The organism is Deltaproteobacteria bacterium IMCC39524, assembly GCA_029667085.1.
Taxonomy (GTDB): domain Bacteria; phylum Desulfobacterota; class Desulfuromonadia; order Desulfuromonadales; family BM103; genus M0040.
The window spans coordinates 88,220-114,018 of the sequence record JARUHJ010000001.1; the positions used below are offsets into that span (position 1 = coordinate 88,220).

23 protein-coding genes and 1 other RNA gene are annotated in these 25,799 nt (G+C 51.7%); all 24 read left to right on the top strand.

Annotation, left to right across the window (positions count from 1 at the left end):
* The first annotated feature begins 15 nt into the window (after positions 1 to 15).
* Positions 16 to 753: a right-handed parallel beta-helix repeat-containing protein gene (locus P9J64_00410; protein MDG5466776.1), complete on the top strand. Its 738-nt coding sequence runs from the start codon at positions 16 to 18 to the stop codon at positions 751 to 753.
* A complete protein-coding gene (locus tag P9J64_00415; GenBank protein ID MDG5466777.1) occupies positions 750 to 1,853 on the top strand; it encodes a right-handed parallel beta-helix repeat-containing protein in 1,104 nt (367 codons plus the stop codon). The genes P9J64_00410 and P9J64_00415 overlap by 4 nt, the downstream gene beginning before the upstream one ends.
* 168 nt (positions 1,854 to 2,021) lie before the next feature.
* The gene (locus P9J64_00420) at positions 2,022 to 2,915 is read left to right on the top strand and encodes a phosphate/phosphite/phosphonate ABC transporter substrate-binding protein (protein ID MDG5466778.1); all 894 of its coding nucleotides are present in this window, start codon (positions 2,022 to 2,024) and stop codon (positions 2,913 to 2,915) included.
* A 1-nt stretch (position 2,916) separates the two neighbouring features.
* The gene (locus P9J64_00425) at positions 2,917 to 3,462 is read left to right on the top strand and encodes a hypothetical protein (GenBank protein ID MDG5466779.1); all 546 of its coding nucleotides are present in this window, start codon (positions 2,917 to 2,919) and stop codon (positions 3,460 to 3,462) included.
* Complete coding sequence (gene yedE / locus P9J64_00430) at positions 3,459 to 4,529, top strand: YedE family putative selenium transporter (protein ID MDG5466780.1); 1,071 nt, start codon at positions 3,459 to 3,461, stop codon at positions 4,527 to 4,529. Before P9J64_00425 ends, yedE begins: the two co-directional genes overlap by 4 nt.
* A 110-nt stretch (positions 4,530 to 4,639) precedes the next feature.
* Positions 4,640 to 4,954, top strand: a complete 315-nt coding sequence (gene pqqD, locus P9J64_00435; GenBank protein ID MDG5466781.1) for a pyrroloquinoline quinone biosynthesis peptide chaperone PqqD — start codon at positions 4,640 to 4,642, stop codon at positions 4,952 to 4,954.
* Positions 4,947 to 5,948 carry a GeoRSP system radical SAM/SPASM protein gene (locus tag P9J64_00440; GenBank protein MDG5466782.1) on the top strand — a complete coding sequence of 334 codons (1,002 nt, stop codon included), beginning with the start codon at positions 4,947 to 4,949 and terminating at the stop codon, positions 5,946 to 5,948. Before pqqD ends, P9J64_00440 begins: the two co-directional genes overlap by 8 nt.
* Positions 5,949 to 6,212: 264 nt before the next feature.
* Positions 6,213 to 7,160, top strand: coding sequence for an SPASM domain-containing protein (locus P9J64_00445; protein MDG5466783.1), 948 nt, complete (start codon positions 6,213 to 6,215; stop codon positions 7,158 to 7,160).
* A 17-nt stretch (positions 7,161 to 7,177) separates the two neighbouring features.
* A complete protein-coding gene (locus tag P9J64_00450) occupies positions 7,178 to 8,326 on the top strand; it encodes an aminotransferase class V-fold PLP-dependent enzyme (GenBank protein MDG5466784.1) in 1,149 nt (382 codons plus the stop codon).
* A gap of 38 nt (positions 8,327 to 8,364) precedes the next feature.
* Positions 8,365 to 8,652 (top strand): hypothetical protein, encoded by a 288-nt coding sequence (locus tag P9J64_00455; GenBank protein ID MDG5466785.1) that lies wholly within the window; start codon positions 8,365 to 8,367, stop codon positions 8,650 to 8,652.
* A 94-nt stretch (positions 8,653 to 8,746) separates the two neighbouring features.
* Complete coding sequence (locus P9J64_00460; protein ID MDG5466786.1) at positions 8,747 to 10,063, top strand: PhoH family protein; 1,317 nt, start codon at positions 8,747 to 8,749, stop codon at positions 10,061 to 10,063.
* A 75-nt stretch (positions 10,064 to 10,138) separates the two neighbouring features.
* A complete protein-coding gene (tsaD, locus tag P9J64_00465) occupies positions 10,139 to 11,164 on the top strand; it encodes a tRNA (adenosine(37)-N6)-threonylcarbamoyltransferase complex transferase subunit TsaD (protein ID MDG5466787.1) in 1,026 nt (341 codons plus the stop codon).
* 25 nt (positions 11,165 to 11,189) lie between these two features.
* Positions 11,190 to 11,723: a DUF2062 domain-containing protein gene (locus P9J64_00470; protein ID MDG5466788.1), complete on the top strand. Its 534-nt coding sequence runs from the start codon at positions 11,190 to 11,192 to the stop codon at positions 11,721 to 11,723.
* Positions 11,720 to 12,532, top strand: coding sequence for a 16S rRNA (adenine(1518)-N(6)/adenine(1519)-N(6))-dimethyltransferase RsmA (gene rsmA, locus P9J64_00475; GenBank protein ID MDG5466789.1), 813 nt, complete (start codon positions 11,720 to 11,722; stop codon positions 12,530 to 12,532). The genes P9J64_00470 and rsmA overlap by 4 nt, the downstream gene beginning before the upstream one ends.
* A 169-nt stretch (positions 12,533 to 12,701) precedes the next feature.
* Complete coding sequence (locus P9J64_00480; protein ID MDG5466790.1) at positions 12,702 to 13,580, top strand: peptidylprolyl isomerase; 879 nt, start codon at positions 12,702 to 12,704, stop codon at positions 13,578 to 13,580.
* Between the two features lie 142 nt (positions 13,581 to 13,722).
* Entirely contained in the window at positions 13,723 to 18,477 is a 4,755-nt protein-coding gene (locus P9J64_00485) for an NAD-glutamate dehydrogenase (protein ID MDG5466791.1), read from the top strand.
* 114 nt (positions 18,478 to 18,591) lie between these two features.
* Positions 18,592 to 19,194 (top strand): flavin reductase family protein, encoded by a 603-nt coding sequence (locus tag P9J64_00490; GenBank protein MDG5466792.1) that lies wholly within the window; start codon positions 18,592 to 18,594, stop codon positions 19,192 to 19,194.
* A 254-nt stretch (positions 19,195 to 19,448) separates the two neighbouring features.
* On the top strand, positions 19,449 to 20,261 hold the full coding sequence (panB, locus tag P9J64_00495; protein MDG5466793.1) for a 3-methyl-2-oxobutanoate hydroxymethyltransferase: 813 nt from the start codon (positions 19,449 to 19,451) through the stop codon (positions 20,259 to 20,261).
* A 108-nt stretch (positions 20,262 to 20,369) separates the two neighbouring features.
* A complete protein-coding gene (gene panC, locus P9J64_00500) occupies positions 20,370 to 21,218 on the top strand; it encodes a pantoate--beta-alanine ligase (protein MDG5466794.1) in 849 nt (282 codons plus the stop codon).
* 12 nt (positions 21,219 to 21,230) lie between these two features.
* Positions 21,231 to 22,892 (top strand): putative pyridoxal-dependent aspartate 1-decarboxylase, encoded by a 1,662-nt coding sequence (gene panP / locus P9J64_00505; GenBank protein ID MDG5466795.1) that lies wholly within the window; start codon positions 21,231 to 21,233, stop codon positions 22,890 to 22,892.
* Positions 22,893 to 22,899: 7 nt separating this feature from the next.
* Entirely contained in the window at positions 22,900 to 24,168 is a 1,269-nt protein-coding gene (locus P9J64_00510) for an amidohydrolase family protein (protein MDG5466796.1), read from the top strand.
* A 141-nt stretch (positions 24,169 to 24,309) separates the two neighbouring features.
* Entirely contained in the window at positions 24,310 to 24,756 is a 447-nt protein-coding gene (locus P9J64_00515; GenBank protein MDG5466797.1) for a SoxR reducing system RseC family protein, read from the top strand.
* Positions 24,757 to 24,869: 113 nt separating this feature from the next.
* On the top strand, positions 24,870 to 25,322 hold the full coding sequence (gene smpB / locus P9J64_00520; GenBank protein MDG5466798.1) for an SsrA-binding protein SmpB: 453 nt from the start codon (positions 24,870 to 24,872) through the stop codon (positions 25,320 to 25,322).
* A 104-nt stretch (positions 25,323 to 25,426) separates the two neighbouring features.
* Positions 25,427 to 25,778: a transfer-messenger RNA gene (ssrA, locus tag P9J64_00525) on the top strand.
* Positions 25,779 to 25,799 lie beyond the last annotated feature (21 nt).

Consider the following 25,799-nt stretch of genomic DNA (forward strand, 5'->3'; position numbering starts at 1 on the left):
TTCGTTTTAACCTCAATGGTGCAGGCCGATGATCTGGTGCCTGAATATTCTGGTGCTTATGCGCAAGATCTCGTTTGGGAGAACGCTGTCACCATGTCAGGTGATGTCCTGATCCTGAAGGGGGGATCCTTGACGATTCGCCCCGGCACGCAGGTTAACGTGCTCCCGGCAGAAGGGACGAAAATTGATCCGGAATATCTTTCTTCGCAAACGGAGCTGCTTGTGCGCGGCAAGCTGGAAATCCTGGGAACGGATGATGCTCCGGTGCGCTTTGTCTTGATTGAACGAAACGATTTGGAGGAGATTGCCTGGTCAGGAATTACACTGGACAGCGCAGCACAAAGTCGTATTCTGCACACCGAACTGGAGCGCGCCGATATTGCTATCCGTGTCGTCGCTTCTTCCCCGGAGATCAAAAGCAACAAAATCACTCGATGCCGCTATGGCATCGTGATGCAACAGCAGAGTCATCCTAAAATTCTTGATAACCTGCTATCTGACGGGGAAGGTGGCATCTTCTGCTGGAAAGGCTCCAACCCTTTCCTGTCGGGCAATACGATTCAAGATCACGATGAAGAAGCGATTTTTGTTGATATCGACAGCCGACCCCGGTTTGACCGTAATTTTGTCAGCGGCAACGCGATCGGGCTTGCACTTTACCCACGCGACCTGCCTTTAGACTCGGTTTCCGTCACTGACAATGTCGAGAATATCCGGTTTTTGGGCCGCCAGGGGGAGGGCGTCGTCGAATGATCCAGCGGCAATGTCTCGTTTTGATCATAATCTCACTGCTTCTGCCTTTTTCGGTCTTAGCCGGTGATGCAAAGGTCTACCGAGGAGATCAGACACTTTTTGAAGATACCGTTTGGGACGGTGAGATCCTGATAGACGGAATATTGACTGTCCCTGCCGATACGACGCTGGAAATTCGCCCGGGAAGCCGGATCCGTTTCACCCGTTTTGACAGTAACGGTGATGGCATCGGCGAGCATGAAATTTTTTCTCAGGGCACGATAAGGGTTCAGGGTACAGAGTCCGCGCCTGTTCTTTTCACTTCAGCTGAAGCCAACCCCCGTCCGGGAGACTGGGGTGCGATAAACATGATGGTGAGTGAGGCAGAGAACCTTTTGGAATTCTGCAATGTCGAATACGGTTACCGGGGATTTCACGCGCATTTTGCAAAAGCGCGCTTGCTCAACAGTCATTTTATAAAGAATGTTCGTGGTGCACAATTCCAGGAATCTCAGGTATTTATCGAACATTGTCGCTTCCAGGACAACCTTAACGGGGTGCAGTTCAGAGACAGTGTCGTCACTTTGCGAAACTCGGTTATCTCAGGGAGTCACTGGGGCTTGCGTTGCGTCTACAGTGAACTGGAGATGACCTCCTGCGTGATTGAAAATAACCTGGTTAATGGTGCGAATATCAGAGACAGCAAGCTAAATATCAGCAGTAATCGGATCACCGGAAATCGTCGAGGGCTTTACTTGCAGAGAAGTAAAGGGCAGGTGGTTGGCAATGATCTTTCTGCCAACAGCGAGCATGGCATTTTTCTTGAAGACTCAGATGTTGAAGTCGCTGAAAACCGTCTTGTTGAGAATGGTCGAGCTGGTGTTCGCTGGTTGAACAGCGAAGGACGCCTGGCACGCAACCAGATCTCTGAAAACGGTGTCTATGCGCTTATAAATGATGGCTCTACCAACGTTGTTGCCCGTAATAACTGGTGGGGCTCTGCTGCTAAAAAAGTTATTGCGGCAGCGGTGCGTGATGGCTCGGATCGGCCGGGAATGGGGATGGTTGATAGCCGTTATCCATTGCTGAAACCGTTAATGCAGAGCCGCAAAGTGCAATAATAAAACGCTAAGGGTAAACCATAAAAAACATTTTGTTGAACGCAGATAAATCAAATTTTGTCTTTGCCTGGAGGAAAGTTTTTCTTTGCGCGCTTATCCTTTAACTTTGCGCCTTTGCGTTAAACCTTTATGAACTCTGATTTTGAAAAATTGTTAATTGGAGAATCAATGAAACGTTTCATTCTTATATTACTCTTCCTCGCCGTTGCTCTTACCGGCTGCGAGCAACCTCTGGAAGGGCCACCGATCCGCATCGGCTATATGAACTGCAATAGCGAAGCGGAGACCATGAAACGTTTCCGCCCTTTAACAGCCTACTTGTCGCAACGGTTGGGACGGCCCTTCGAGGCGGTTCCGGTTGATACACAGGATTTTGAGTCGCGTTTTGCTGCCGGTGACTTTGCCTTCACTCACGGCAACAGCCTTCTCTATATCATCATGCGTGAGAATCATGGCCTGAAGTTGCTCGCGACAGAGAAGCGTGGTCAGTTCGGTTCCCGCACCGCCGGATCCATCATCGTCAAGAAAGACAGCCCGATAAAAACCTTGGCCGATCTGCAAGGTAAGCGGATGCTGTTTGGCCCGCAATTGGCTCCGACCGGTTATTTGGCCCAGTACGACCTGATGTTGCAAGCCGGTTTCGATCCTGAGGTGGGGCTTGATTACTATGCTATCCCACACGGTGCCTATAAGCATGAAAAGGTCATCTACGGTGTTTATTTCGGTGAATATGATGTTGCCGCTGCGCCAACTCTTGACCTTGAGCTTATGACTCGCGAGGGGCGTATCTCTGCCGATGATTTCCGTATTCTGGCCCAGAGCGAGATTATCCCTTACTGCACTTTTGGTGCGTCGAAAGATGTCGACGCCGAGTTGGCGGAGAAGTTTCGCAAAGTATTGGTCGAACTGACCCCGGAAACAACGGTCGAAATCGATGGCGAGACGATCAAGGTCCTTGATTCAGCGTGGGTGGACGGTTTCGAGACGTTACTAGACCAGGATTACGATCCGATCCGGGATATGGCGAGACGCGTTAATATGCCTCCTTACCAGGAATTCTGAAATGATGCTGCGTGATCGATTCGACCAACTGCTGATCGTTGCCCTGGTGGGCGTGCTGATCTTTACTGCTGTGCTGATGGCAGGCGCTGGACCACGTGATGACAATCAGGATGCCCAGGCAGCCAATCGCAGGTTCGAACGCGAGATGCTGCATCAGGCACGAGTGGCCTTTATTGAACGGCACTATTCTCCTGTGATCACGTTACGGGATAATGGTTCCTTGCCGGATGCTTTGCTTAAACTGGAAGAGTTAAGTCGAACCTTGCCGGGTGAAGCCCACAATGATCTGCTCAGTGGGGATATCCTGCTGCGTATGGGACAGTTTGATCGTGCCGTAAGCAAACTGGCCAAAGCCGTTAGAAGCAAAGCTGATTATGTCGATTCCGCCAGCCCTTTGAGCGAGAGGCCGTTGATTGAATCGGCTGTCTCGGAAGGCTTGCCGCTGATTCGCGACCGCCTGCGTGTTCAGCCAGACAATCTCACTCTTGCAAAGGTCTTGAAAGACGGCTACTACCTGCAGAGCCGTCTCGCCGGAGGCTGTGAATGAGTCTCTCGCTGCGTGATCGACATTTATGGGTTGTTCTGGCTGCAGGTGCTGGCCTTGGTGTCCTCGGTGCCCTGCTTTCTGTTTGGGGCAATCCCCAGAACAGCGGCATCTGTGTCTCCTGCTTCATTGAAAACACCTCCGGTGCACTAGGTTTACATGATAATGAACGCATGCAGTATCTGCGTCCGGAGTTGATCGGTTTCGTCCTCGGCTCGATTCTTTGTGCGTCCTTGTTTCGCGAGTTTCGCTCGCGTGGTGGCAGCGCACCCTTGGCCAGACTGGTCTCGGGTGTTTTCCTGATCGTCGGCAGCGCGGTCTTTATCGGCTGTCCGATCAAGTTGTTCCTCAGGCTGATGGCGGGGGATATCTCTTCTCTGGCAGGGCTGTTTGGTTTGATCGCAGGAGTCTGGATCGGCTTGCAGGGTTTGGCTCGTGGCGTCGACCTGGGACGTGCTGAAGATGAGCGTGGTGCGACCGGACTGCTGGTTCCTGCAGGATTCATCCTGTTACTGGTCTTCCTGCTGGCGCGGCCATCATTTCTGCTCTTCTCGGATCGTGGTAGTGCTGCACAGCACGCTCCTCTGTTTATATCGCTGGCGGTCGGTTTGCTGCTTGGAGTTCTTGCTCAACGCAGCCGCTTCTGTGTCACCGGCAGCGTTCGCGATGGCCTTTTAATGGGCACTCGCAGTCCACTTCTCTGGGGCTTCTTCGCCTTCCTGATCGGTGCCTTTGTCACCAATATCTTTATGGGCCGCTTTACTTTCGGCCTGTACGGTCAGCCGGGGGCGCACCTTGAGTACCTCTGGAGCTTTCTGGGGATGTTGTTGGTCGGTTGGCTCTCGGTTCTGATCGGTGGCTGCCCATTCCGGCAGTTAATCAAAGCCGGTGAGGGTGACGCCGATGCCGGTCTTGCCGTCGTTGGTATGCTGCTCGGCGGTGGACTTGTTCAGTCCTGGGGGGTTGCGGCAACGGCCGCCGGAGTGGCGACCTCAGGGAAGATTTCGGTGCTGGTTGGATTGGCTTTTGTATTGTTGATCAGTTTGCTGTTTCGTGACCGAACTGTTTGATGGCATAGGATTTTTATTCAGAAAAGATTCTTTTTGCTTCTTTTCTCATAATCTTTGCGCCTTTGCGTTAAAAAGATACCTGTCCTGTTGATTAAAAAAGGATAACCCTTGTGAATAAACCTCTAAGAAACCCCGATATTGTCTGGCGTGTTGAAAAGCGTCGTCAGGCAGAAGTTATGAAGGCTCTCGAGAATGGTGAGGATGCTGACGACAGCGGTACGGTGATCCTGTTGCTTTCCGGCATGATGCATCAACTGAACCTGGTTGGTGGCCTGATCTGGCAACAGTGTGACGGTGCACAGACGTTGTCTGGGATCGCTGAACAACTTGCCATGGAGTTTTCCGTGGAAACAGCTGAAGTAGAAGCTGATGTTGCCGAGTTTGTCGCCGATCTGGCGGAGAGAGGTTGGTTGATCAATGGCTGAAGTCACAGAAATGTTCTCTGCACCCTTGACGTTTAACTGGACGCTTTCCTATCGCTGCAACTTTACCTGTGAGCATTGTTATAGTCGTGATGAACAATGTCCGGAATTGGCAACAGCAGATGTAAAGCGAATTATTGATATTCTGGTGGAGCAGCAGGTGCCATTTATCAACTTTGGCGGCGGTGAGCCACTGATGCGTAAAGACCTGTTTGACGTGGCTGAATACGCTTCGAAGCAGGGTTTGAATGTTTCCATGAACACCAACGGCTGGATGCTCGATGAATCAGCCGCTCAACGGCTTAAGGACGTCGGTTTTAAGAGTGTCGGCATCAGTATCGACAGCGCATTCGCCGACATTCACGACAACTTCCGCAATAGGCCCGGCTCTTTCGAGAGGGCCGTGTCAGGTCTGGATGCCCTTGCCAATGTTGGCCTGAAGAGCACTATGAGTTCGGTCATCTCCCGGATTAATTATCAGTCCTTTATGGATTTACTCGATCTGGCACGCAGTCACAAGGTCGGACAGGTTTATCTGCATAACTTCAAATGTAGTGGCCGGGGATTTAAAAATCGTGAGGATCTGGACCTCACTCCCGACGAGTGGCAGGCGTTCTACTTGCAGGCCCTTTCGGTGAAGAACCAGACAAAGGATTTGAAAATCTCCTTTGATGACCCGGTGATCGCATCGCTGCCTGAATACCAGGAAAAAACTATGGTTAAGGGGAGTAGCTGCGGCAAGCTTTCCCTGCATCTGCAACCCAATGGCGATATTACCCCCTGTGGATTTATCCCTGTCGTTGTCGGTAATATTCTCAAGGACGATTTTGAGACGATCTGGTTCGATTCACCGGTTCTCAAGGCGATGCGCTCCAAGGAAGCCACCGGCAAGTGCTCAGGATGCGGCGCCTTTGAAGACTGTCAGGGCGGTTGCACAGCGCGTGCTTTTGCGACCACCGGTGATTTTAACCAGCCTGATCCGCATTGTTGGAAGTAACGCCTGCGGCGCGTAGCACGTGGCGAGACGCGAGAAAAATAAAAAGAAGGGACAAGACTAATGAGTCGTCATGAGCCCTGACTGGTTTTAATTGAATAAGAAGTTTTTCCGCGCTACGCACCACGTGCCACGCGCCACTTTTTAAAGAAAGGAGAGTCGTCATGAAAAAGTACTTTAAGCCTCGTGTTGTCGCTTCAAGTAACGTTCACCCTTGCTGAATCCTCGTCGCTGTCAGGCGACGAACTCTAGAGAGGATAGTTTGTTATGGGCGTTGACCTGTTAGATACCCCGGTTCGTCTGACCTGGGATTTTCCTGATGATGCGACCGGGCAGCAAGGCACGAGTTTGACTGCTGTTGCTGAGGCAGTCATGGACGCCGGCGTTTTCTTTGTCCTTTTGCAGGGACGCCCGCTCCTGCATCCGTCTCTGGAGGAAGTTCTCGAGATCCTCGGTGGTGGCTGTCAGCTCATCTTGACCTGCTGCGGCAGCCAAGATGAGCTCACTCGTCTTGCTCGGCTTTCACCTGCAGGTGTGCAGGTCCTCCTGAATATCACCTCCTTTGCCCGAGACGAAAGCAAAGTCGACTTAAAGCGTCTGCTCCAAGTTGTCCTGGAGTTGCGCGAGATCGGTCACGAGCCTCACATTGCGTTCACTCCGTTACGTGGAAATCTGAATAATATTCCCGCTCTTCTGAGCTTTTGTGTCGAGCATGAAATTCCTAGGTTTAAGTTGTCAAACGCGCATATCGGTGATAGCTTCCATGATTATTCGGCAGAACAACTGCCCCGCTGGCAGGACCTTGAAGCCTTTCGAGAGACTTGGAAAAACTTCATCGAAAGTGGGGGCTCTCTTCCGGAGATGGAGATACATGATCTTTTCCTTTGGGAGATCATGACCCCCGGACAGAAGCAGAATCGCGCAGAGTATGGTGGTTGCCAGGCTGGCAACAGCCTCAGTCATGTTGACTGCCATGGCGTTGTTCATCCCTGTGCAGCCTGGCCGCAACCACTTGGCTGTCTGCCAGGGCAATCGCTCGAGGAAATCTGGAATAGCTCTGAGCGTTTTGCCGTGTGCGAAGCGATCGCGCAAAGTCCCGAAGGATGTCATGGCTGCTCAGATCTTGATATCTGCTTCGGTGGCTGTCGCGGTCTTGCCAGAAACCTGAACCGTTCCGCAGGAGAGCGCGACCTTATGTGCTCAGGCCCGCGTTAACTGGAAGTCTGTTTATCATGTCAATCTACCTCGACAACGCTGCAACCTCTTTTCCCAAGCCATCCCAGGTGATTGAAGCTGTCGAGCGGACTTTACGCGAGAATTCTGCCAATCCGGGACGGGGGGGGCACCATATGTCCCTTGATGCCGGTCGTATGGTCATGGAATGCCGGGAAAGCCTGGCTCGTTTTTTTGGTATCACGGATGCGTCACGCATCGCTTTCACTGCCAACGCCACCGAGGCCATCAACCTCGGCCTTTTCGGCGCTCTTAGTTCCGGTGACAGGGTTGTCACCACGTCGATGGAACACAACGCAGTCGTTCGGCCGCTTCAGGCATTGAACGACCAGGGCGTAGATGTGGTTCGCGTTGCTGCCGACGCGCTTGGCCAGGTTAACCCCTTGGCTATTCGCGAGGCATGTGTTCCTGGTACCCGTCTCGTCATCATGACGCATTGCTCCAATGTGAGCGGCACACTTCAGGCAATCGAAGACGTTGGCCCCTGGTGTCGCGAGCAAGGTATCCTTTTTATGGTTGATGCGGCGCAGAGCGCAGGTGTGTTTCCGATCAATGTCGAAAAGATGGCGATCGACCTGCTTGCCGTTCCCGGGCATAAGTCCCTGCTTGGACCAACGGGAACCGGTTTCCTCTATGTCCGCAAAGGTCTGGACTTGAAGCCGCTGCTCTACGGTGGAACGGGCAACTTCTCACAATCAGCAATCCAGCCAACCGAGATGCCGGAAAGACTCGAAAGTGGCACTTTGAATACGATCGGTCTGGCAGGGCTCAAGGCCGGGGTCGAGTTTCTGGAAAAGCTTGGCCTGGATCTTGTTCGTGCTCACGAGCAGGAAATGCTGCGTCAGTTGATCGAGGGCTTGCAGGAGATTGACCAAGTCATCCTCTACGGCCCCCTCGGTTCAGCGCGTCATGGCGGGGCGCTTTCCTTTAACGTTAAAAATGTCGATCCGTCAATGCTGGGCTTCCGCTTGGACCGCGAATATGGTATCTGTTGTCGTGTCGGGTTACACTGTGCTCCGGAAGCTCATGGCAGTATCGGAACTCTCCCTGAAGGCACCGTGCGTCTCAGTCCGGGATATTTTAATACGGCTGATGATATCAATCAGACCCTTACAGCGATTCGGACAATCGTCGCGACAGAGAACTGAACCATTGATGTAGGTGCAACGGTTTTGTAGGAGTAGTTATGCACAAAAAGATCTTTTCCCCAGTTCTGTTGATTCTGGCTACATTTCTTTTGATCTCTTGCTCTTTGCCACCAATCCAACCGGTCACACGGATGGAGTTGATGAAGACTCGTATTTACAACAAGTATATTATTGAGGAATCACCAGAGGAACTCCTCTATGCCCTCAATACCCGCGGAGAGGTCATTGTCGAGGGTAGACGCAATGTCCCTGGTATGGAGCTTCCGATCTACGTCAAGTTGATGGCGACGACTGATGGCATCTATATCAACGAATATGATCGTTAGCTAAAAACTGCTGCAATCCATGGCTGAACCTATTCGTCTGTACTGCACCAGATACTGATTGAGTCACCCCTCTTTAGAAAGATTGGTCTCTTTTATGAGTAAAACCTTCATCCTTGACACAAATGTTATCCTGCACGATCCTCAGGCTCTTTTCCGCTTTGAAGATAACGATCTGGTTATCCCCATGACAGTGATCGAGGAGATCGACCGCTTCAAGAAGGAACTCAGTGAAACCGGTCGGAATGCACGTCAGTTTTCGCGCATCATGGATGGCCTGCGGAGTAAGGCGAAGCTGATTGAAGGTGTGGAGTTGGAGACTGGCGGTCATCTTCGGGTCGACCTTTACACCGAAGAACTGATGAATTCTCTGCCGCCTGAATTGCGTTCTGATCAAGGTGATAACCGGATTCTGGCTGTTACCCTCGCAGCTAAAAACCGCGCCGACACCAATGTCATCTTCGTCACCAAAGATACCAACTTGCGTATCAAGGCTGACGCCATAGGGATAACCGCTCAGGATTACGAATCTGACAAGGTCTCGATCGATGATCTCTACACCGGAACCTGCGAAGTTATTCTGCCGCAGGAAGACGTTGACCTTTTCTACAGCGAGGGCTTTCTCGCCCTCGAAGAAGAATTTCTTCCCAATCAATGCCTGACCTTGATAGATGCCGCCAATCCTTCCCACACGGCATTGGCTCGCTACAACCGGCCCCTTCGCCAGGCCGTCTCGTTGGTGCGTGCTCCGAGCGATGGCCTGTGGGGTATCCATCCTCGTAATCGCGAGCAGCAGTTTGCTTTTGATATGCTGCTTAATGATGATATCCAGCTGGTCACCCTGGTCGGCAAGGCCGGAACCGGTAAAACATTATTGGCGATCGCTGCCGGCCTGCATAAATCTGCTGACGAGGGACAATACAGCAGACTCCTGGTCTCACGGCCGATCTTCCCGCTTGGTCGGGATATCGGTTTTTTGCCTGGTGATATTGATGAGAAACTTTCGCCGTGGATGCAGCCGATTTTTGACAATGTTGAACTTCTGCTTGGCGCCGTGGAAGAGGGTAGCAAGCGCAAACGCGGCTACAAGGAATTGGTTGACCTGGGGTTACTTGAAATTGAACCTTTGACCTACATCCGTGGACGATCGATACCCAAGCAGTACATGATCGTCGATGAGGCCCAGAACCTGACTCCGCACGAGATCAAGACGATTATCACGCGTGCCGGTGAAGGTACAAAGATCATCCTTACCGGTGATCCCTACCAGATCGACAACCCTTATGTTGATTCCTCCAGCAACGGTCTCACCTACGTGGTTGAGAAGTTCAAGGGTGAGGACATTTCCGGGCACGTCACCCTGGATAAAGGCGAGCGCTCCTGTCTGGCTGAATTGGCAGCAAATCTTCTTTAAAGGCAGAGGCTTGGGTCTTGGGTTTGGAGTTTTGCGATTTTCGCCCCCAGCCCCAGCCCCCAGCCCCCAATACCCATGTTAGTCCTCTGTATCGAATCCTCATGCGATGAAACCTCGGCGGCCGTTATCCGTGATGGCTCGGAGTTGCTGTCGAATGTTGTCGCCTCGCAGGTTGATGTGCATTCCCGTTTCGGCGGCGTGGTGCCGGAATTGGCCTCCCGCAAGCATGTCGAAGCTATTTCTGTGGTCATTAATTCCGCACTGGAAGAAGCCGGAGTTACGGTTGACCAGCTTGAAGGCATTGGCGTCACACGCGGCCCTGGCCTGATAGGCGCTCTTCTGGTTGGCTTGTCGACGGCCAAGGCCATGGCCTGGTCTCTGGATATCCCTCTGGCAGCCGTACATCACATGGAGGGGCACATTCTTGCTCCGATGCTGGAAGAAGACCCCCCTGATTTCCCTTTTCTCGCACTGGCCGTGTCCGGAGGGCACACCCACCTTTACCGTGTTGATGGTATCGGTCGTTATAAAACCCTGGGACAAACCCTTGATGATGCTGCTGGCGAGGCTTATGACAAGGTGGCAAAACTGCTTGGCCTAGGATATCCTGGCGGAGCTGTCATCGACCAACTGTCAGGACAAGGTCGTCCTGACGCCATCGATTTTCCGCGTCCGATGCTGCACAAAAAGAACTTCGATTTCAGCTTCAGCGGTCTTAAAACCGCAGTCCTGCAACATGTCGAAAAGTATGAAGGTGCCATTGATGAACAACAGTTGGCAGATATTGCTGCCAGCTTTCAGGCTGCGGTGGTCGAGGTCTTGACCCGCAAGACTCTAAGCGCTGCCAAGGCAGAAGGTCTGCAGCGCATTGTCGTTGCCGGTGGAGTCGCCTGTAACACCGGCCTGCGTGGCCGGTTTAAAGAGCTTTCCAGCAAGCATGATGTTAAAGTGTTTTTCCCGAGCCCGGCGTTGTGCGGTGACAATGCAGCCATGCTCGGTGTTCCTGCAAATTACTATCTTGAGAAGGGCCGCCACGCCGATGACAGCGCCAATGCTCTTGCGAACTGGACGCTGGATACGGTTGCTGCAGACGGAATCTGAACTCGAAGTGGAGTAACTAAGGCTGATGTGGCGCGGAGTCGGGGTTATCCGGCAAGTTAAATTGACGGTAGTACGCTTTGTCCGTCTGCGTGGTCTACCGGATGAGATTGCCAAGGGGGTTGCCCTTGGTATCTTTATTGGTATGACTCCAACCTTCGGTTTCCAGATGGCGATCGCCATCTTCTTCGCTTATCTTCTTCGTGAAAATCGTCTTGCTGCAGTCCTTGGTGTATGGGTCACCAATCCTGTCACGGCACCTTTTATCTATGCTGCTGAATATGAATTTGGTCGTCGCCTGCTTGGTATGGAGCGCTTTGCATTGCCTTCGGAATTAACCTGGAAGGCTTATTCGACCCTTGGCTGGGAAGTTCTTTTTCCCATGTGGTTTTGCAGTATTATTTTTGGAGTGATTTTCGGTTTTCTTGCTTACCAATCAACCTTGCGACTGATTCCCGTGGTTAAAAACTGGCGCGTGCCACGTTGGCCCCGTCGACACTGGCATAAGAAATTCAAAAATCGCGGCACGGAACGTGAGACGAGTGATGATGAAAAGCTATGAGTAATCCCCGGCCCAGAAAACGTTTCGGCCAGAACTTCTTGCATGATCAGCATGTGTTGGATCGTATTGTCGCGGCCGCAGAGCTGCAAGAGACAGATCGGGTCCTCGAGATAGGTCCTGGACCGGGGGCTCTGACCACGCGTCTTTTGGCATCGGGCTTGCCGGTTCTCGCTGTGGAGATTGATCGTGACCTGGCAAAGGCTTTAGAGGAACGCGACGAGGCAAACCTTGAAGTCAAGACCGGGGATGTGTTGCGTTTCAATTGGTCGGAGCTGTTAACACAACCTCCTTACAAGTTGATCGCCAACCTGCCTTACAATATCTCCAGTCAGATTCTTTTCAAAGTTCTCGAGCATCGGCATGCTTTCAGCTGTCTGGTGCTGATGTTCCAGAAGGAAGTTGGTCAGCGCCTGGTCGCTTCAGAAGGCTCGCGCAACTACGGCATTCTTTCGGTTCTCATGCAGACCTGGTTTCATGTTGAAAGGATCATCAAGGTCCCGCCGGGTGCTTTTTTCCCCCCTCCCAAGGTCGATTCCGTCGTCTTGCGCATGATGCCTTTGTCGAAGCCGCGTGTGGATGTGCATAACGAAGCCCTTTATCGCAAATTGGTCAAGAGCGCTTTTGCTCAGCGTCGTAAAACCGTGCGCAACAGCTTGCTCGGGTCAGGGTGGCAGGCAGAACAGATTGATCAGGCCTTTGAAATTACCAAAATTGACCCGGGTCGTCGTGGAGAAACCTTTACCATCGAGGAGTTTGGTGCCTTGGCAAATCTGCTGTACTCCATTAATGGAGAAAACGTTTTGAGTTGAAGGCGTTATTAATCTTATCAATCAAATTTTTTGCCACGGAGGCACAGAGGACACAGAGTAAATCCAGAACTAAAGGCTCAATCTTCTAGATTTCTCAGTGTTCTCTGTGTCTCTATGGTGAGGTCCTCAAGTTTTTTTACCAGATAATCTAAATAACAGGAGCTCCAGAATGGACCAGCTGGTCGCGACCGTAAACGGGTCGCCCATAGATGATAAAGCCCTCAATGCGGCGATGCAGAGTCTTGCCCAGGAGCAGTTTCATGCCACCTTGGATGAAGTTCCGCTTGAGTCCCACGAAGAACTCAGCGCAATGGCCCTGGAACGTCTGATTGCAAGGGAATTGATTTTCCAGGCAGCTTTGGCTGAAGGCGTTGTTGCAGATGATGACGCTGTTGAAGATGAATCTGCGAGAATTTTGCGCATGATGGGCAACCCGGCGGATTTCTGGAAACGCCTGGCCGAGCGAGGTATGGATGAAGCGACTTTCCTGAGGATGGTACGCAAGGATGTTACGGTTGACCAGATGTCGGTGTGTAAATGCCGTGAGATCGAAGATCCGACCGAGGCAGAGATCAAAGACTTCTTCTTTTCGCATCCTGATCAACTGCGCGGGCAGGAGCGGGTACGTGCAAGCCATATCCTGCTTCCTGTGGATCCAGATGATCCTGAGAAATCCCTTGAACATGCCAAGACGATCAAGCTTAAAGCGATTCAGGAGGATTTTGCCGAGATTGCCAAGGCCCATTCCCTCTGTGCCAGCGCACCGGGAGGCGGCGAGTTGGGTTTTATCCGTCGTGAGGATGTCGACCCGACCTTCGCTGACGCGGCCTTCAGCCAGATCGTTGATGAAGTCGGTGAGCCGGTCAGAACTCCCTACGGTTATCACCTGATTAAGGTCGTAGAACGTGAAATCCCTGCGCCACCGACTCTGGATGAAGCCCGCGACAAGATCATTGCTTTTCTGAAACAGGCCAAGAGTTCCAAACTCCTGGAAGAGTGGGTCGGCACACTGCGTCAGGGAGCGGAGATCGTTATTCACGATAATTAACTGCAATAATTGGTTTTTTCGACGTTGAGGAGTTGAAAAGTCACTTTCATCTCCTAGACTTAAAGCACATGTCTGGTATCTGGAGCGATCTCTGCTCCCGGTCCTTTTCTCCCCACCGCCTGTATCGCTTGAGAGGTTGTCGATGGAACTGATTATTGAAGAGCATGGTAAAAGTTTCGGCAAGGCACATCAGGCCAGAATTGCCGATCTGAAGAGGTTGTTAAAGACCCATCCCTCCCGAGAAGATGCCCAAAACTTGTTAGCCCTGGCTGATTCTCTGCTGGTTTACAGCCACTCTCAGGCTTTACTCAAACGCTCCGGTTCTGAATTGCTGGAGTGGCTTCAGTCGTTTCTTAATTTCCTGCGTCAGCGCGATCAAGACGTCAATGTCGCCTATTTTAGACCGCCCAACTCCGGGTCTTCTTTTCTCCTTGTCAATGCTCCCGATGTCCCTTACCTGGTCGACTCGTTAAAAACCATCCTGCAGCATCTGCCGCAGCGAGCCATGGTAATTTCCCATCCGATATTAAACATTAATCGCAAGGACGGAGTTCTTGCCGGTATTGGCGAGCAGTTCGTTGATGGCCAACTGGAATCTTTTATAATTGTCCAGTTTGAAGGTGTCCGAGATCTTGATACGACTTCTGTCGAGGAAGAGATCCGCCGGGTATTTCAGATTGCCGAGACGGTAGGGCGACAACGCAAAGATTTGAATCAGAGCCTGCAGAAACTCGCTCTGCTGGACGAGAGCCAAGAACAGAAAGATTTCACTGAATGGCTGTTGAACGGAAACTTTATCTGCTTCGGCCATGCCTCGGTTGAAGTCCTGAATCTTAACGGGAAAACCGCTAAATTTCGATTGATTGAAGCACCTTTGGGATGGTTGCCGGACACTCTTCTTGCCCAGGTTGACGGCGCCAAGAAAACCCCGGAATTTACCAAGCGCGCTAAAAAAATTCTGGCACGCAAGAACCCGCTAGTCGTTGAAATCCTTCAGGAGATCAGCCCGATTTATCAGCAGGATAACCTGATCTATCTTGGCTTCAGGGAATGTTGCAAATCGGACAGAAGGATTGAGCATATTTATGTCGGGCTCTTTTCGCAAAATAGCGTTAGCGAACTGGCCAGCAACGTTCTGCCATTGAAAACCAAGCTACTGGCGGCTTTAAACCGTCAACATGTGCCGAGCGAAAGTTACGACTATCGTAAGGTTGTTGAAATCTTCAATACCTTTCCCAAGGTGGAGATGTTTTTCCTGTCCAACAAGGCGCTCGACCGCCTGGTGCAGTCATTTGTCAGTTTGCAAAGGCAACAATCGGTCAAGTTGGTCGTGACCCGTAGCCTCAGTCTGCGAGGTGTCACTCTGCTGGTCATCATGCCGCGTGATTATTACAGTCGTGATGCGGTGCGGCGCATGGAGTCTTACCTGGGTCGTTTTCTTTCGGCGCAGCATGTCTCATCGCGTGAAGTTCATTTCTATTCCGAGTATGTCAGCTTGCACTTCCGTGTTGTGCCCGAGGATGACCAGATCAGAATCGATGTTGATGCTCTGCAGAAGGTGCTGACGGATCTTGCACGACCCTGGGAGGAGAAACTGCGTCTACTGATCTTGCGTGGGGCAGAGGGTCGTGTCGGGTTGAACTTGTGGAACCGTTACGCAGACTCTTTCCCGAAAGATTATAAAGAATTGATCCACCCTCGTTTTGCCATAAGGGATGTTCGCGCCATTGAGCAACTGCTAGCAACCGGCGATGACGGCTTTGATCTATGGGGCCCTTTCCAGGAGCGGCAGGAGTTCTACCGATTGCAATTCTACAGTCTTAAGGAAAGTTACCTTAACGAGTTGATGCCTTTTCTTGAGAACCTCGCTCTGGCCGTTGTGGATGAAGTTGATTTCTTCCTTGAGGTCGATGGGCGTACTATCTATGTGAAAAGTTTCGCGGTTCGAAACAGCTACCCTGATGGCCAGCCGCTTGCGGCCCAACGAGATAACCTGCTGAAAACGCTGACCGGGCTGCGCAAGGGACGTATTGAGGATGATTACCTGAATCGACTCATGGTTCTGACCGGCCTTGACTGGCAGGAAGTCGATGTTTTCAGAGCTTATCGAAACTATTACTTCCAGCTGGGCAATCCTTTCACAAAACGCCGCGTTGCCTTTACCCTCATCAACAACCCGCAAGCCGCCTTGCTCCTCTATCGCTACTTTGAAGCTCGTTTTCAACCGAGCACGGATTGGCAGGACTCCATACAGCGTGAAGAAGAAGCGCTCATGCCGATCCGCATGGAGCTGGCGCAGACGCTGGATCAGATTCGGGATATCAACGAAGATCGTATCCTGCGTAGCTTGTTCAATCTAATTGATTCCACGGTGCGGACCAATTTCTTTATAAGACGAGACGACCCGGATTATTTCCTCTCTTTCAAGATCAGCTCGATTGGTGTTATCGACATGCCGTTACCGCGATCGATGTACGATACCTACGTGCATTCCGCAACCATGGAAGGTGTCCACCTAAGAGGAGGCAAAGTCGCCCGCGGGGGCATTCGCTGGTCTGATCGTCCGGATGATTTCCGCACCGAGGTCTTGGGTCTGATGAAGACCCAGATGACCAAGAACGCCCTGATCGTGCCGGTAGGCTCTAAAGGTGGGTTTATCGTCAAGACACCATTTACCACGCGCGAAGAAGGGGGAGAGCTCTCACGCCAGGCCTATATCACACTGATGCGCGGTCTCCTGGATCTGGTCGATAACCGGGTGGCTGGCGAGATCGTCGGGCCGACCGGTCTGGTGGTCTATGACGATGAAGATCCTTACCTCGTGGTTGCCGCAGATAAAGGCACAGCCCACCTGCCGGATACCGCCAACGCTGTCAGCCTCGATTACAACTTCTGGTTGGGTGATGCCTTTGCCAGTGGCGGTTCAGTTGGTTATGACCATAAGAAACTCGGCATCACAGCGCGTGGAGCCTGGGAGTGCGTGAAGCGACACTTCCGTGAACTTGGTAAAGATATCCAGAATGAAGCCTTCACCGTGGTTGGTATTGGTGACATGAGCGGCGACGTGTTCGGTAATGGCATGCTGCTTTCAAAAAAGACGTGCCTGCTCGCGGCGTTCAACCATATGCACATCTTCCTCGATCCTGACCCGGATACAGCAAAGTCATGGAAAGAGCGCAAGAGGCTGTTTGATAGGCCCCGTTCGACCTGGGCTGATTATAATAGCGCCCTGATTTCAGAGGGTGGTGGAGTCTGGGAGCGGGCGTCCAAGGAGATCCCGCTCTCTCCGGCAATCAGGAAGTGGCTGGGTGTTCGTCACACAACCATGGAAGGTGATGAGCTGATCAGGAGGTTACTGCTTGCCGATGTTGAGCTGTTGTGGAATGGCGGTATCGGCACCTATGTCAAATCGTCTCAGGAGAAGAATCTCGACGTCGGTGATCGCGCTAACGATAACGTACGTGTCAGTGCCTCACAGGTTAAAGCCAAGGTCATCGGTGAGGGGGGGAATCTCGGCCTGACTCAGCACGGACGTATCGAATATGCCATGTGTGGTGGCATGATTAATACCGATGCCATTGATAACTCGGCGGGAGTCGATACCTCCGACCATGAAGTCAATCTGAAGATATTCTTCCAGACCTTGCGTGAAGCCGGGGTGATCAAAACCGAACGGACCAGGAACCATCGTCTTCAGGAGGTCGAAGAGGATGTTTGCCATATGGTTTTGGCCAACAACTACACGCAGAGTCAATGTCTATCTCTCGACTTAAGAAGGTGCCAGTATGATATCGACCCCTTCGTTGCACTCTCCGAGAGATTAGTGAACACTGGCTTGCTCGATCGTAAAGGCGAGTCCCTGCCCTCGCTTAAGGAGCTTACTGCTCGCGGCTGTGGCTATCTGCGTCCGGAACTGTCGATCCTGCTTGCTTACAGCAAGATGCACCTCTATCAAACTCTTCTTGAAAGTGAGTTGCCCGACCAGGAGTCGACCCAAATCTTTCTACAACAGTATTTCCCGGATAAAACCCGCAAGCGCTACAGTAGCCAGATCAAAAATCATCCTTTGCGACGAGAGATCATCGCCACCATGATTACCAACCGGATTGTGGATCAGGCCGGTTGTGCCTTTCTGAATACCCTGGTACAGCAATCAGGTGCGACCATCATCCAAGGGGTCGCTGCCTACCTGGTCTTTGACGAAGTCCTGAATGGCGACGCCATTCGTAAACAGGTTGCGGCTGTGGACAACAAAATGTCTTCAGCGCGTCAATATGAGCTTCTCGAGGGGCTTGAAAGATCTCTGGCAGGACTCTGCCGTCAGATCTTCGAACAGGTCTTGCCGATGCGCCTTGATAAGGCTAGCGTCAAAGATTATCGCCAGCGCCTGAACGTCTTCCGTACCCATCTTGTCGAACTGCTCCCAGAGGCAGAATGGCAGGTGTGTAAAGATGCCGCGAAAGTTATTGTAAAAGAAGGCTTCCCCGAAGAAATGGCCCTGGAAATGGCAAGTTTCCGTTACCTGGCCGGGTTCTTGCCGGCAGTCCACATTGTTGAAAAAACCGGAGCCGATCTGCTGCAAGTGACTGCTGCGGTTGGTGAAATGCGTCTGCGCCTGAAAATTTCCCAGGTTATGGAAAGTCTCAACGAATATACACCGCACGATCATTGGGACAGGGCTGCATTGGTCAGCTTGCGCAGCGCATTCATCAAGCAGGCCATTAAACTGACCCGAAGCGTCGTGGCTGCAGGGCAGGGCACGGATGCTTTCCTGGCGGGTAAACGACAACGCCTTGATGCTTATCTTTCCCTCGTAGAAACCTTGCACTCTGCTCCGCCGTCAACGACCAGCCTGTATGTTGTCCTTTTACGTGCACTTGAGGCTATTGAAGATTAGAGCGTAAAAATGTATATGTGTGGACTTTATTGTCAGGGACTGTCCCTCCGGGGGGTTGTCCCTTTCTCATGAGTTGCTAATTTTTAACCATTCAATAAACTTAAGGAGATTAAGTTGCTGAAAAGACAACTCGGTGCTTGCGTCACCTTTTTCCCACAACCAACCACCCTGATCGCAACCCAGAACGGCGAGGGTGAGGTTAACTTGATGATGGCGTCCTGGGTGGGGATCGTCAGTAAAACCCCGCCAACCATTGCTGTCTCGCTGAATCGTGATCGTCATACCTATGCCAACATCAAGGCCAATGGAACCTTTTCGGTTAACGTGGTCCCTGCAAAGATGGCGCAGGCCGCAGATGCTTGTGGGCTGGCCTCGGGCAAGAAGGTTGATAAGCAGAAGTTGACCGCTCTGGAAGTTTCTCCCGGAACGCTCGAGGGTGTTTCTCTGGTTGATGAGTCACCACTCAATGTGGAATGTCGCTACGTAAGCGAAGTTGAGCTGGGTGACTATCGCCTAGTCTTAGGTGAAATCGTTGAAATTCATGCCTGTGAGGAAGCCTTTAATGAGCAGGGTGAAGCCGACGTGAAAGTCTTTGACCCACTCGTTTATTTGGGTGGAATGCGCGAATACTGGTCTTTGGGTAAAAAAGAGGCCGATGCTTATCGTGCAGGCCTTGTTTTACTTGATAAGGACGAGCCACTTAGACGTTTTAAGTAAATCACACTAGACACCCTTAGGGGCCTATGCTATAGAATAATCGCTTTTTCAGAACGCTGTTTTTAAAGCCCGGAACTTGTGCCGGAGCTGCACTAAAAAAATGGTTAAACGACATACCGCCTGGATCGATGAGACCGGGACGGCAGTAGTAGTAAGGAACACGATCGGTGCCTGCACCGTGACATGCGACTGCCTTCCGTACGGACTCGGGGGGCTTTTTTCGTTTTAGATATGATTTCAGGAGGTTAACACCCTTGAGTGAAACAACTAAAAAGACAACGACAGTCCTTTCTCTGCAGGCCATGAAAGCCCGTGGTGAGAAGATTACGGTCCTGACTGCCTACGATTATCCTTTCGCCCGCATCATGGATCAGGCCGGGGTGGATGTGATCCTGGTTGGTGATTCTGCGGGCTCCGTGTTCGCTGGTTACGATAACACTCTGCCGGTCACCATGGACGAGATGATCTACCATACCCGCGCTGTGGTTCGTGGAACCGGTCAGGCTCTGGTTGTTGCCGATATGCCTTTCATGTCCTATCAGGTCGATCTTGCTGATGCACGTCGTAATGCCGGCCGTCTGATCAAAGAGGGCGGGGCTCATGCTGTCAAGCTCGAAGGTGGCGTCAACGTCGCCGAGACGATCAGGTCAATTGTTGCTATGGATGTACCGGTAGTCGCGCATATCGGTTTGACGCCACAGTCGATTCACCGCATGGGAGGTTTTCGTGTCCAGGGCCGTGAAGAGGCCCAGGCAAATCAGTTGCTGGCAGATGCCCGTGCGGTTGCCGATGCCGGCGCCTGCGCCGTAGTTCTCGAAGGGATTCCCGCAGAGCTCGCTAAAGAAATCTCAGTAGAGTTGACGATTCCGACGATTGGCATCGGTGCCGGGGTCGATTGTGACGGTCAGGTTCTGGTGATTCACGATATCCTCGGACTCTGCGAGAAATACTCGCCGAAGTTTGTCAAACGCTTCGCCGATGTCTCAGGAACGATTCGCGAAGGGATTGATGATTATATCCGTGAAGTGAAGGATGGGAGTTTCCCGGGCCCGGAGCATTCGTTTTAGGGGCTCAGTACGCGGCATGAGGAAGTCAAAAGCAAAAACATATTAAATTAAGGTGTTGGGGTTGGTTTGAGGTTTTCGCGTTCCTCGTCCCGCGTCCCCTTGAAAAACATGGAAATAATCTCAGATATCAAATCAATGCAGAACCGCTGTCTGGCCGCCAGGGCCGCTGGGCAAACAATCACCTTCGTGCCGACCATGGGTTTTTTGCATGAAGGCCATCTCTCCCTGTTGCGCGAAGGGCGCAAGCGTGGCGATTTGCTGGTTCTGTCGATCTTTGTGAATCCGACCCAGTTCGGTCATGGAGAAGATCTTGACCGTTATCCGCGTGACTTTGAGCGTGATGAGAGTCTGGCACGAGAGTGTGGAGTCGATCTGCTTTTTTATCCCGATGCCGAAGCGATATACCCACCAGGGTATGCTACCTACGTTGCTGTCGAAGGCCCTTTGACGACAACCCTCGAAGGGGCATGTCGGCCGACCCACTTCCGCGGTGTCACCACCGTGGTGACCAAACTCTTCAACATTGTCATGCCGCACGTCGCTCTTTTCGGACGCAAGGATTTTCAACAGTTGGCAGTGATAAGCCGCATGACCGCTGATCTTAACCTGCTGATAGATATTGTTGGTCTGCCGATCATTCGCGAAGAAGACGGTCTGGCTATGAGCTCGCGCAACGTGTATCTATCCAAAGATGAGAGGCAGCAGGCGTTGGTTGTTAATAGCACCTTGCGTCAAGCGGCCGAGATGGCTCAGAATGGAGAGTCAGATGCCGAAAAGATTCTGACCATGGCCCAGGGTCGTTTGCATGCCGAGGCCGATCTGAACATTGATTACGTAAAGATCTGCAATGCGCAGAGTCTTGAAGAGGTCTCTACAATTGATCACGAATCGGTCATGTTGTTGGCGGTTTCTGTTGGTAAAACCCGCTTGATCGATAACGGCAACCTCATCTCTTAGGCTTAAGATATGATGACCCAAGATACGGCACGCGCGACCCTGGAAAACCTCTACCGGATTTTTACGATTCCGGAAGCGCCCGAATCGACTCTTGGCGAGATCGATCAGGCGATTTCCAAAGATGTCGCCGGTTTCCTGCAAACGCACATCGTTGCTCTTGAACGCAGCCTCGAAGAGATTGAGGCTGACTTCTCTCTGTCGTCTATTCCCGAAGAACCAACCTTTGTCTCCGAATACACCGAGTTTGTTAAAGAGAAGCTGGTCGCCCAGTCTGTGCATACCGCTGCTCCCGGTTTTATTGGTCACATGACCTCGGCGCTGCCATATTTCATGCTGCCGCTCTCGAGGATCATGACGGCACTGAACCAGAACCTGGTCAAGGTTGAGACGTCCAAAGCCTTCACACCACTGGAACGTCAAGCCCTGACCATGCTTCACCATCTTGTCTACCAGGGCGAAGATGCCTTCTATCAGCAATGGATTCACAACAGTCAACATGCCCTTGGCGCCTTCTGCTCGGGAGGCACGATTGCTAATGCCACAGCACTCTGGGTCGCCCGCAACACGCTCTGCGCTCCATCCGAGGACTTTGGCGGTATAGCCAAGGAAGGTCTGGTTCGCGCATTACGACATCTCGATTGCGACGGCCTCGCTGTCCTCGTTTCCAGTCGCGGCCACTACTCGCTTGGCAAGGCCGTCGATCTGCTTGGCCTGGGGCGGGACAACCTGGTCAAGGTTGAGACCGACAGCAACAACCGCATCGATATGACTCAGCTTAAAGAGACCTGTCGTCGCTTACAGGACGAGAAGATTCGTCCCATGGCGCTGGTCGGGATTGCCGGAACCACAGAGACCGGCACCGTTGATCCTCTCGACGAAATGGCCGACCTGGCTCTTGAATTGGGTTGCCATTTCCATGTCGACGCCGCCTGGGGAGGGCCAACGCTTTTTTCCGAACGTTATCGTCCCCTGCTGAACGGGATTTCCCGTGCCGATTCTGTGACCATCGATGCTCACAAGCAGCTCTATGTGCCGATGGGGGCGGGGATGGTGCTTTTCAAAGATCCTACGGCGCTCTCTGCAATCGAGCATCACGCCAACTATATCCTGCGTCACGGCTCCAAGGACCTCGGCAGTCATACCCTCGAAGGCTCTCGACCCGGCATGGCGATGCTGGTCCACGCCGGTCTCTCAATCATCGGCCGGAAGGGTTATGAGCTCCTCATTGATCTGGGGATCGAGCGCGCTAACTCTTTTGCGCAAATGATTCTTCAGCATCCGGATTTCGAGCTGACCAATACACCGCAACTGAATATCCTCACCTATCGTTACTGTCCGAAACACGTCCAGCAGGCTTTAGCTCAAGCTAAGGACGAACAGTCTGCTGAGATTAATGCCCTGATCGATCAGGTTAACCAGCTGTTGCAGAAAGATCAGCGTGAGGCCGGCAAAACCTTCGTCTCAAGAACGCGTCTGAAGGTGCCCGGATACACTCAGGAGCTGACCGTTTTGCGCGTGGTGCTCGCCAACCCGCTGACCACTGATGAAATCCTCACTTCTGTCCTTGAGGAGCAATGTACGATCGTACTGCAACAGGATATCCAGTCACTCCTGGAGCAAGTCAATACTCTTTGTGGGATGATTATAGTTTCCCCCAAGATTGCCTGTGCCTGAGCCTGTTATGAGTAGACCGACCCTCTACAGGGCCCGCTACGTCCTTCCAATTACCTCTTCCTTGGTTGAAGATGGGGCTGTTCTCGTTGATTCCGGCCTGATTCGAGCCGTCGGGCATTATTGTGACCTCGCTGAAGCTCATCATGAAGCGGCTCTCGTTGATTTTGGCGAATCGGTCCTCTTGCCGCCGATGGTCAACGCCCACGCCCACCTTGAACTAACCGCCTTTTCTGATTGGGCGGCTGCGGCTGGTGAACCTCTCGCCCCACAGAATTTTGTCGACTGGATCCTCTGGCTGGTGCGTATTAGGATGGACGTTGGCGAAGATCAGCTGAAAGCATCGCTCGAAGCAGGGTTGAAAGCTTCCTTGCTTGCCGGGACGGGTGCCGTTGGTGATATCTTCACGACTCTGAATGCCGTCGAGGCCTATCTGGAGTCGCCCTTGTACGGACAAGTCTTTGCTGAAGTCCTTGGCCATGATTTGGATTTAATCGAATCGCGCCTCTTATCTATCAAGTCTCTTACTGTTAAGCCTCCGGCAAAAAACCTTGGCTGGGGACTTTCTCCCCATGCCACTTATACGTTGTCAGCCTCTGCTACAGATCTGGTCTTTGCCTTTGCAAAAGAGTTCGCCTTGCGGTGCACGATTCATCTCGCGGAATCAGAACCTGAAAGTCAATTCCTGCGCGACGGCACAGGCGCTATCGCCGACAAACTGTTTTCTACCGCAAAATGGGACCCTCTGCTCAGTCTACCGCCTGGTTGCAGCCCGGTTCGCTCTCTTTGTAGCGAAGGGAGGCTGAAAGAAGGTGACTTGATCGTTCATGGTGTCCATGTAAACCCTGCTGATGTAGCGATGTTAAAGCAGAGGGGTTGCTCTGTTGCTCTTTGCCCCCGCTCCAACGCTGCTCTGAATGTTGGCAAGGCTCCCGTCACTGATTACCTGAACGCCGGTATCCCTTTGGCCCTGGGCACTGACAGCCTGGCGAGTTCGGACAGCCTTTCCCTCTGGGATGAACTAGCCTTTGCTGTTGAATGGTTTGCAGACGCTGCAGAGCCACGTGACTGGCTTGAAATAGCCACTCTTGGTGGAGCGAAAGCTCTCGGCATTGAGAATAGGATGGGGCAACTGGCTCCCGGTCAGGAGGCCTCCTTCCAGGTTGTTACACTGCCTTCCCTGCCACAAGTCGATGCGTTGGAAGAGACTCTTTGTGCTTCTGGTAATGATGTTAATGTCACCCACCTGTATCTGGCCGGTGAGAACGTCTTGATGTAAATTCAACCTCTTCTCTAATGCCTTTTGTCCGATCTGCCATGAGTTTGTTAGTCCAAGAGCTTACGTGGTAAGATTCTGCTGTACCACAACATGTATAGCTGTTTAGAGGTTAAAGCTGCTAAAAACGGATAAGAAACTGTTATGATTGAAGAAGTTGGTACTGTTGTCGAATTGAAAGGTAAGATGATTGCAGTGGTCATGTGTACCAAGAGCAGTCTCTGCGAAAATTGTGCGACCAATGGCAATTGCGCCCTCGGCGATGACGATAACACCCGCCTGATCGAGGTGCATAACCCCCTCGCCGCCGAAGTCGGCGAACAGGTTCGCATCGCAACCACAACGAAGTCTTTCCTACAGTCTTCTTTTCTGTTATATATCGTCCCCTTGATTGCCTTGGTCATCGGTGCTATTGCAGGCAAACTGGTCGCCGAGTCAACTTCTACCGGTCTCGACCCCAACCTTCTTTCGGCTATTTTAGGGGTCTCCTTCATGAGCGGCAGCTTTGTGATTTTGCGCGTTGGTAGCAACGTGCTGAATAAGGAAAGTTATATGCCGAAGATCGTTGAGATCCTCAAAGAGGATCTCTAAATCGTAGCTATAAGCCGTAAGCTGCAAGCGGTAAGATTTTGACCTTAAAATCTTAGAGATTTAAAACTTATAACTTATAACTTAAAGCTTATAGCTTATCGCTGGGTTTTCTCATGGGCATAAAAATCATCGCCAATAACAAAAAGGCTTATCACGAATATTTCGTTGATGAAGTCGTTGAAGCGGGTCTGGTTCTCCAGGGCACCGAGGTTAAGTCGATGCGCCTGGGGCAGGTGAGCATCAAGGAAGCCTATTGCCGGATTCGTAATGGTGAGGTGTTTGTCGACAATATGAACATCAGCCCGTACGAGCAGGGCAATCGTGAAAATCACGATCCGCTGCGTGCGCGCAAGTTGCTCTTGCACGGCTATGAAATCGAGAAGTTGAGCAAGAAAGTGGCCGAAAAGGGGTTGACCCTGGTGCCGACCAAGGTTTACTTCAAAGACAGCAAGGCCAAACTGGAAATCGGTGTTTGTCGTGGTAAAAAACTCTACGATAAACGCGAAACACTCAAACGCCAGCAGGCTGATCGCGAAGCATCAAGAGCAATAAGAGAAAGAGACTGAGAGCAAGCTGTAAGCTATAAGTTGTAAGTTGTAGAGTTAAAGTATATAATCAACTTTTACAGCTTAAAGCTTTAAACTTATAGCTAAAAATCTTCGATTTTTAAGGGGGTGCCAAGGTTTCGACGGGGATTGGAAGCGCTGGTTGCATGCCGGAGTGGGCTGGCTCCGTAACAAAGCCCAACACATACAAACGCCGATACTGACGTTCGTTACGCATTAGCAGCTTAATTGCTGTTACGTCTCTTGTTTCATCGCCCATGTGGTGCAGAAGACGTTAATTATAGTGGGATAGCCTTTGTGAGTGTCCGTGGCACTTAGGCGAAACTTAAGCGGACTCGCCTGTAATATATCCTGTTCGTGGGAGATCTTGCCGGTTAATTAAAACACGAACTACGCATGTAGACGCTTGACGTGAAAGATTTTCGGACGCGGGTTCGATTCCCGCCACCTCCACCATTAGAAAGTCTCTGATTTCAG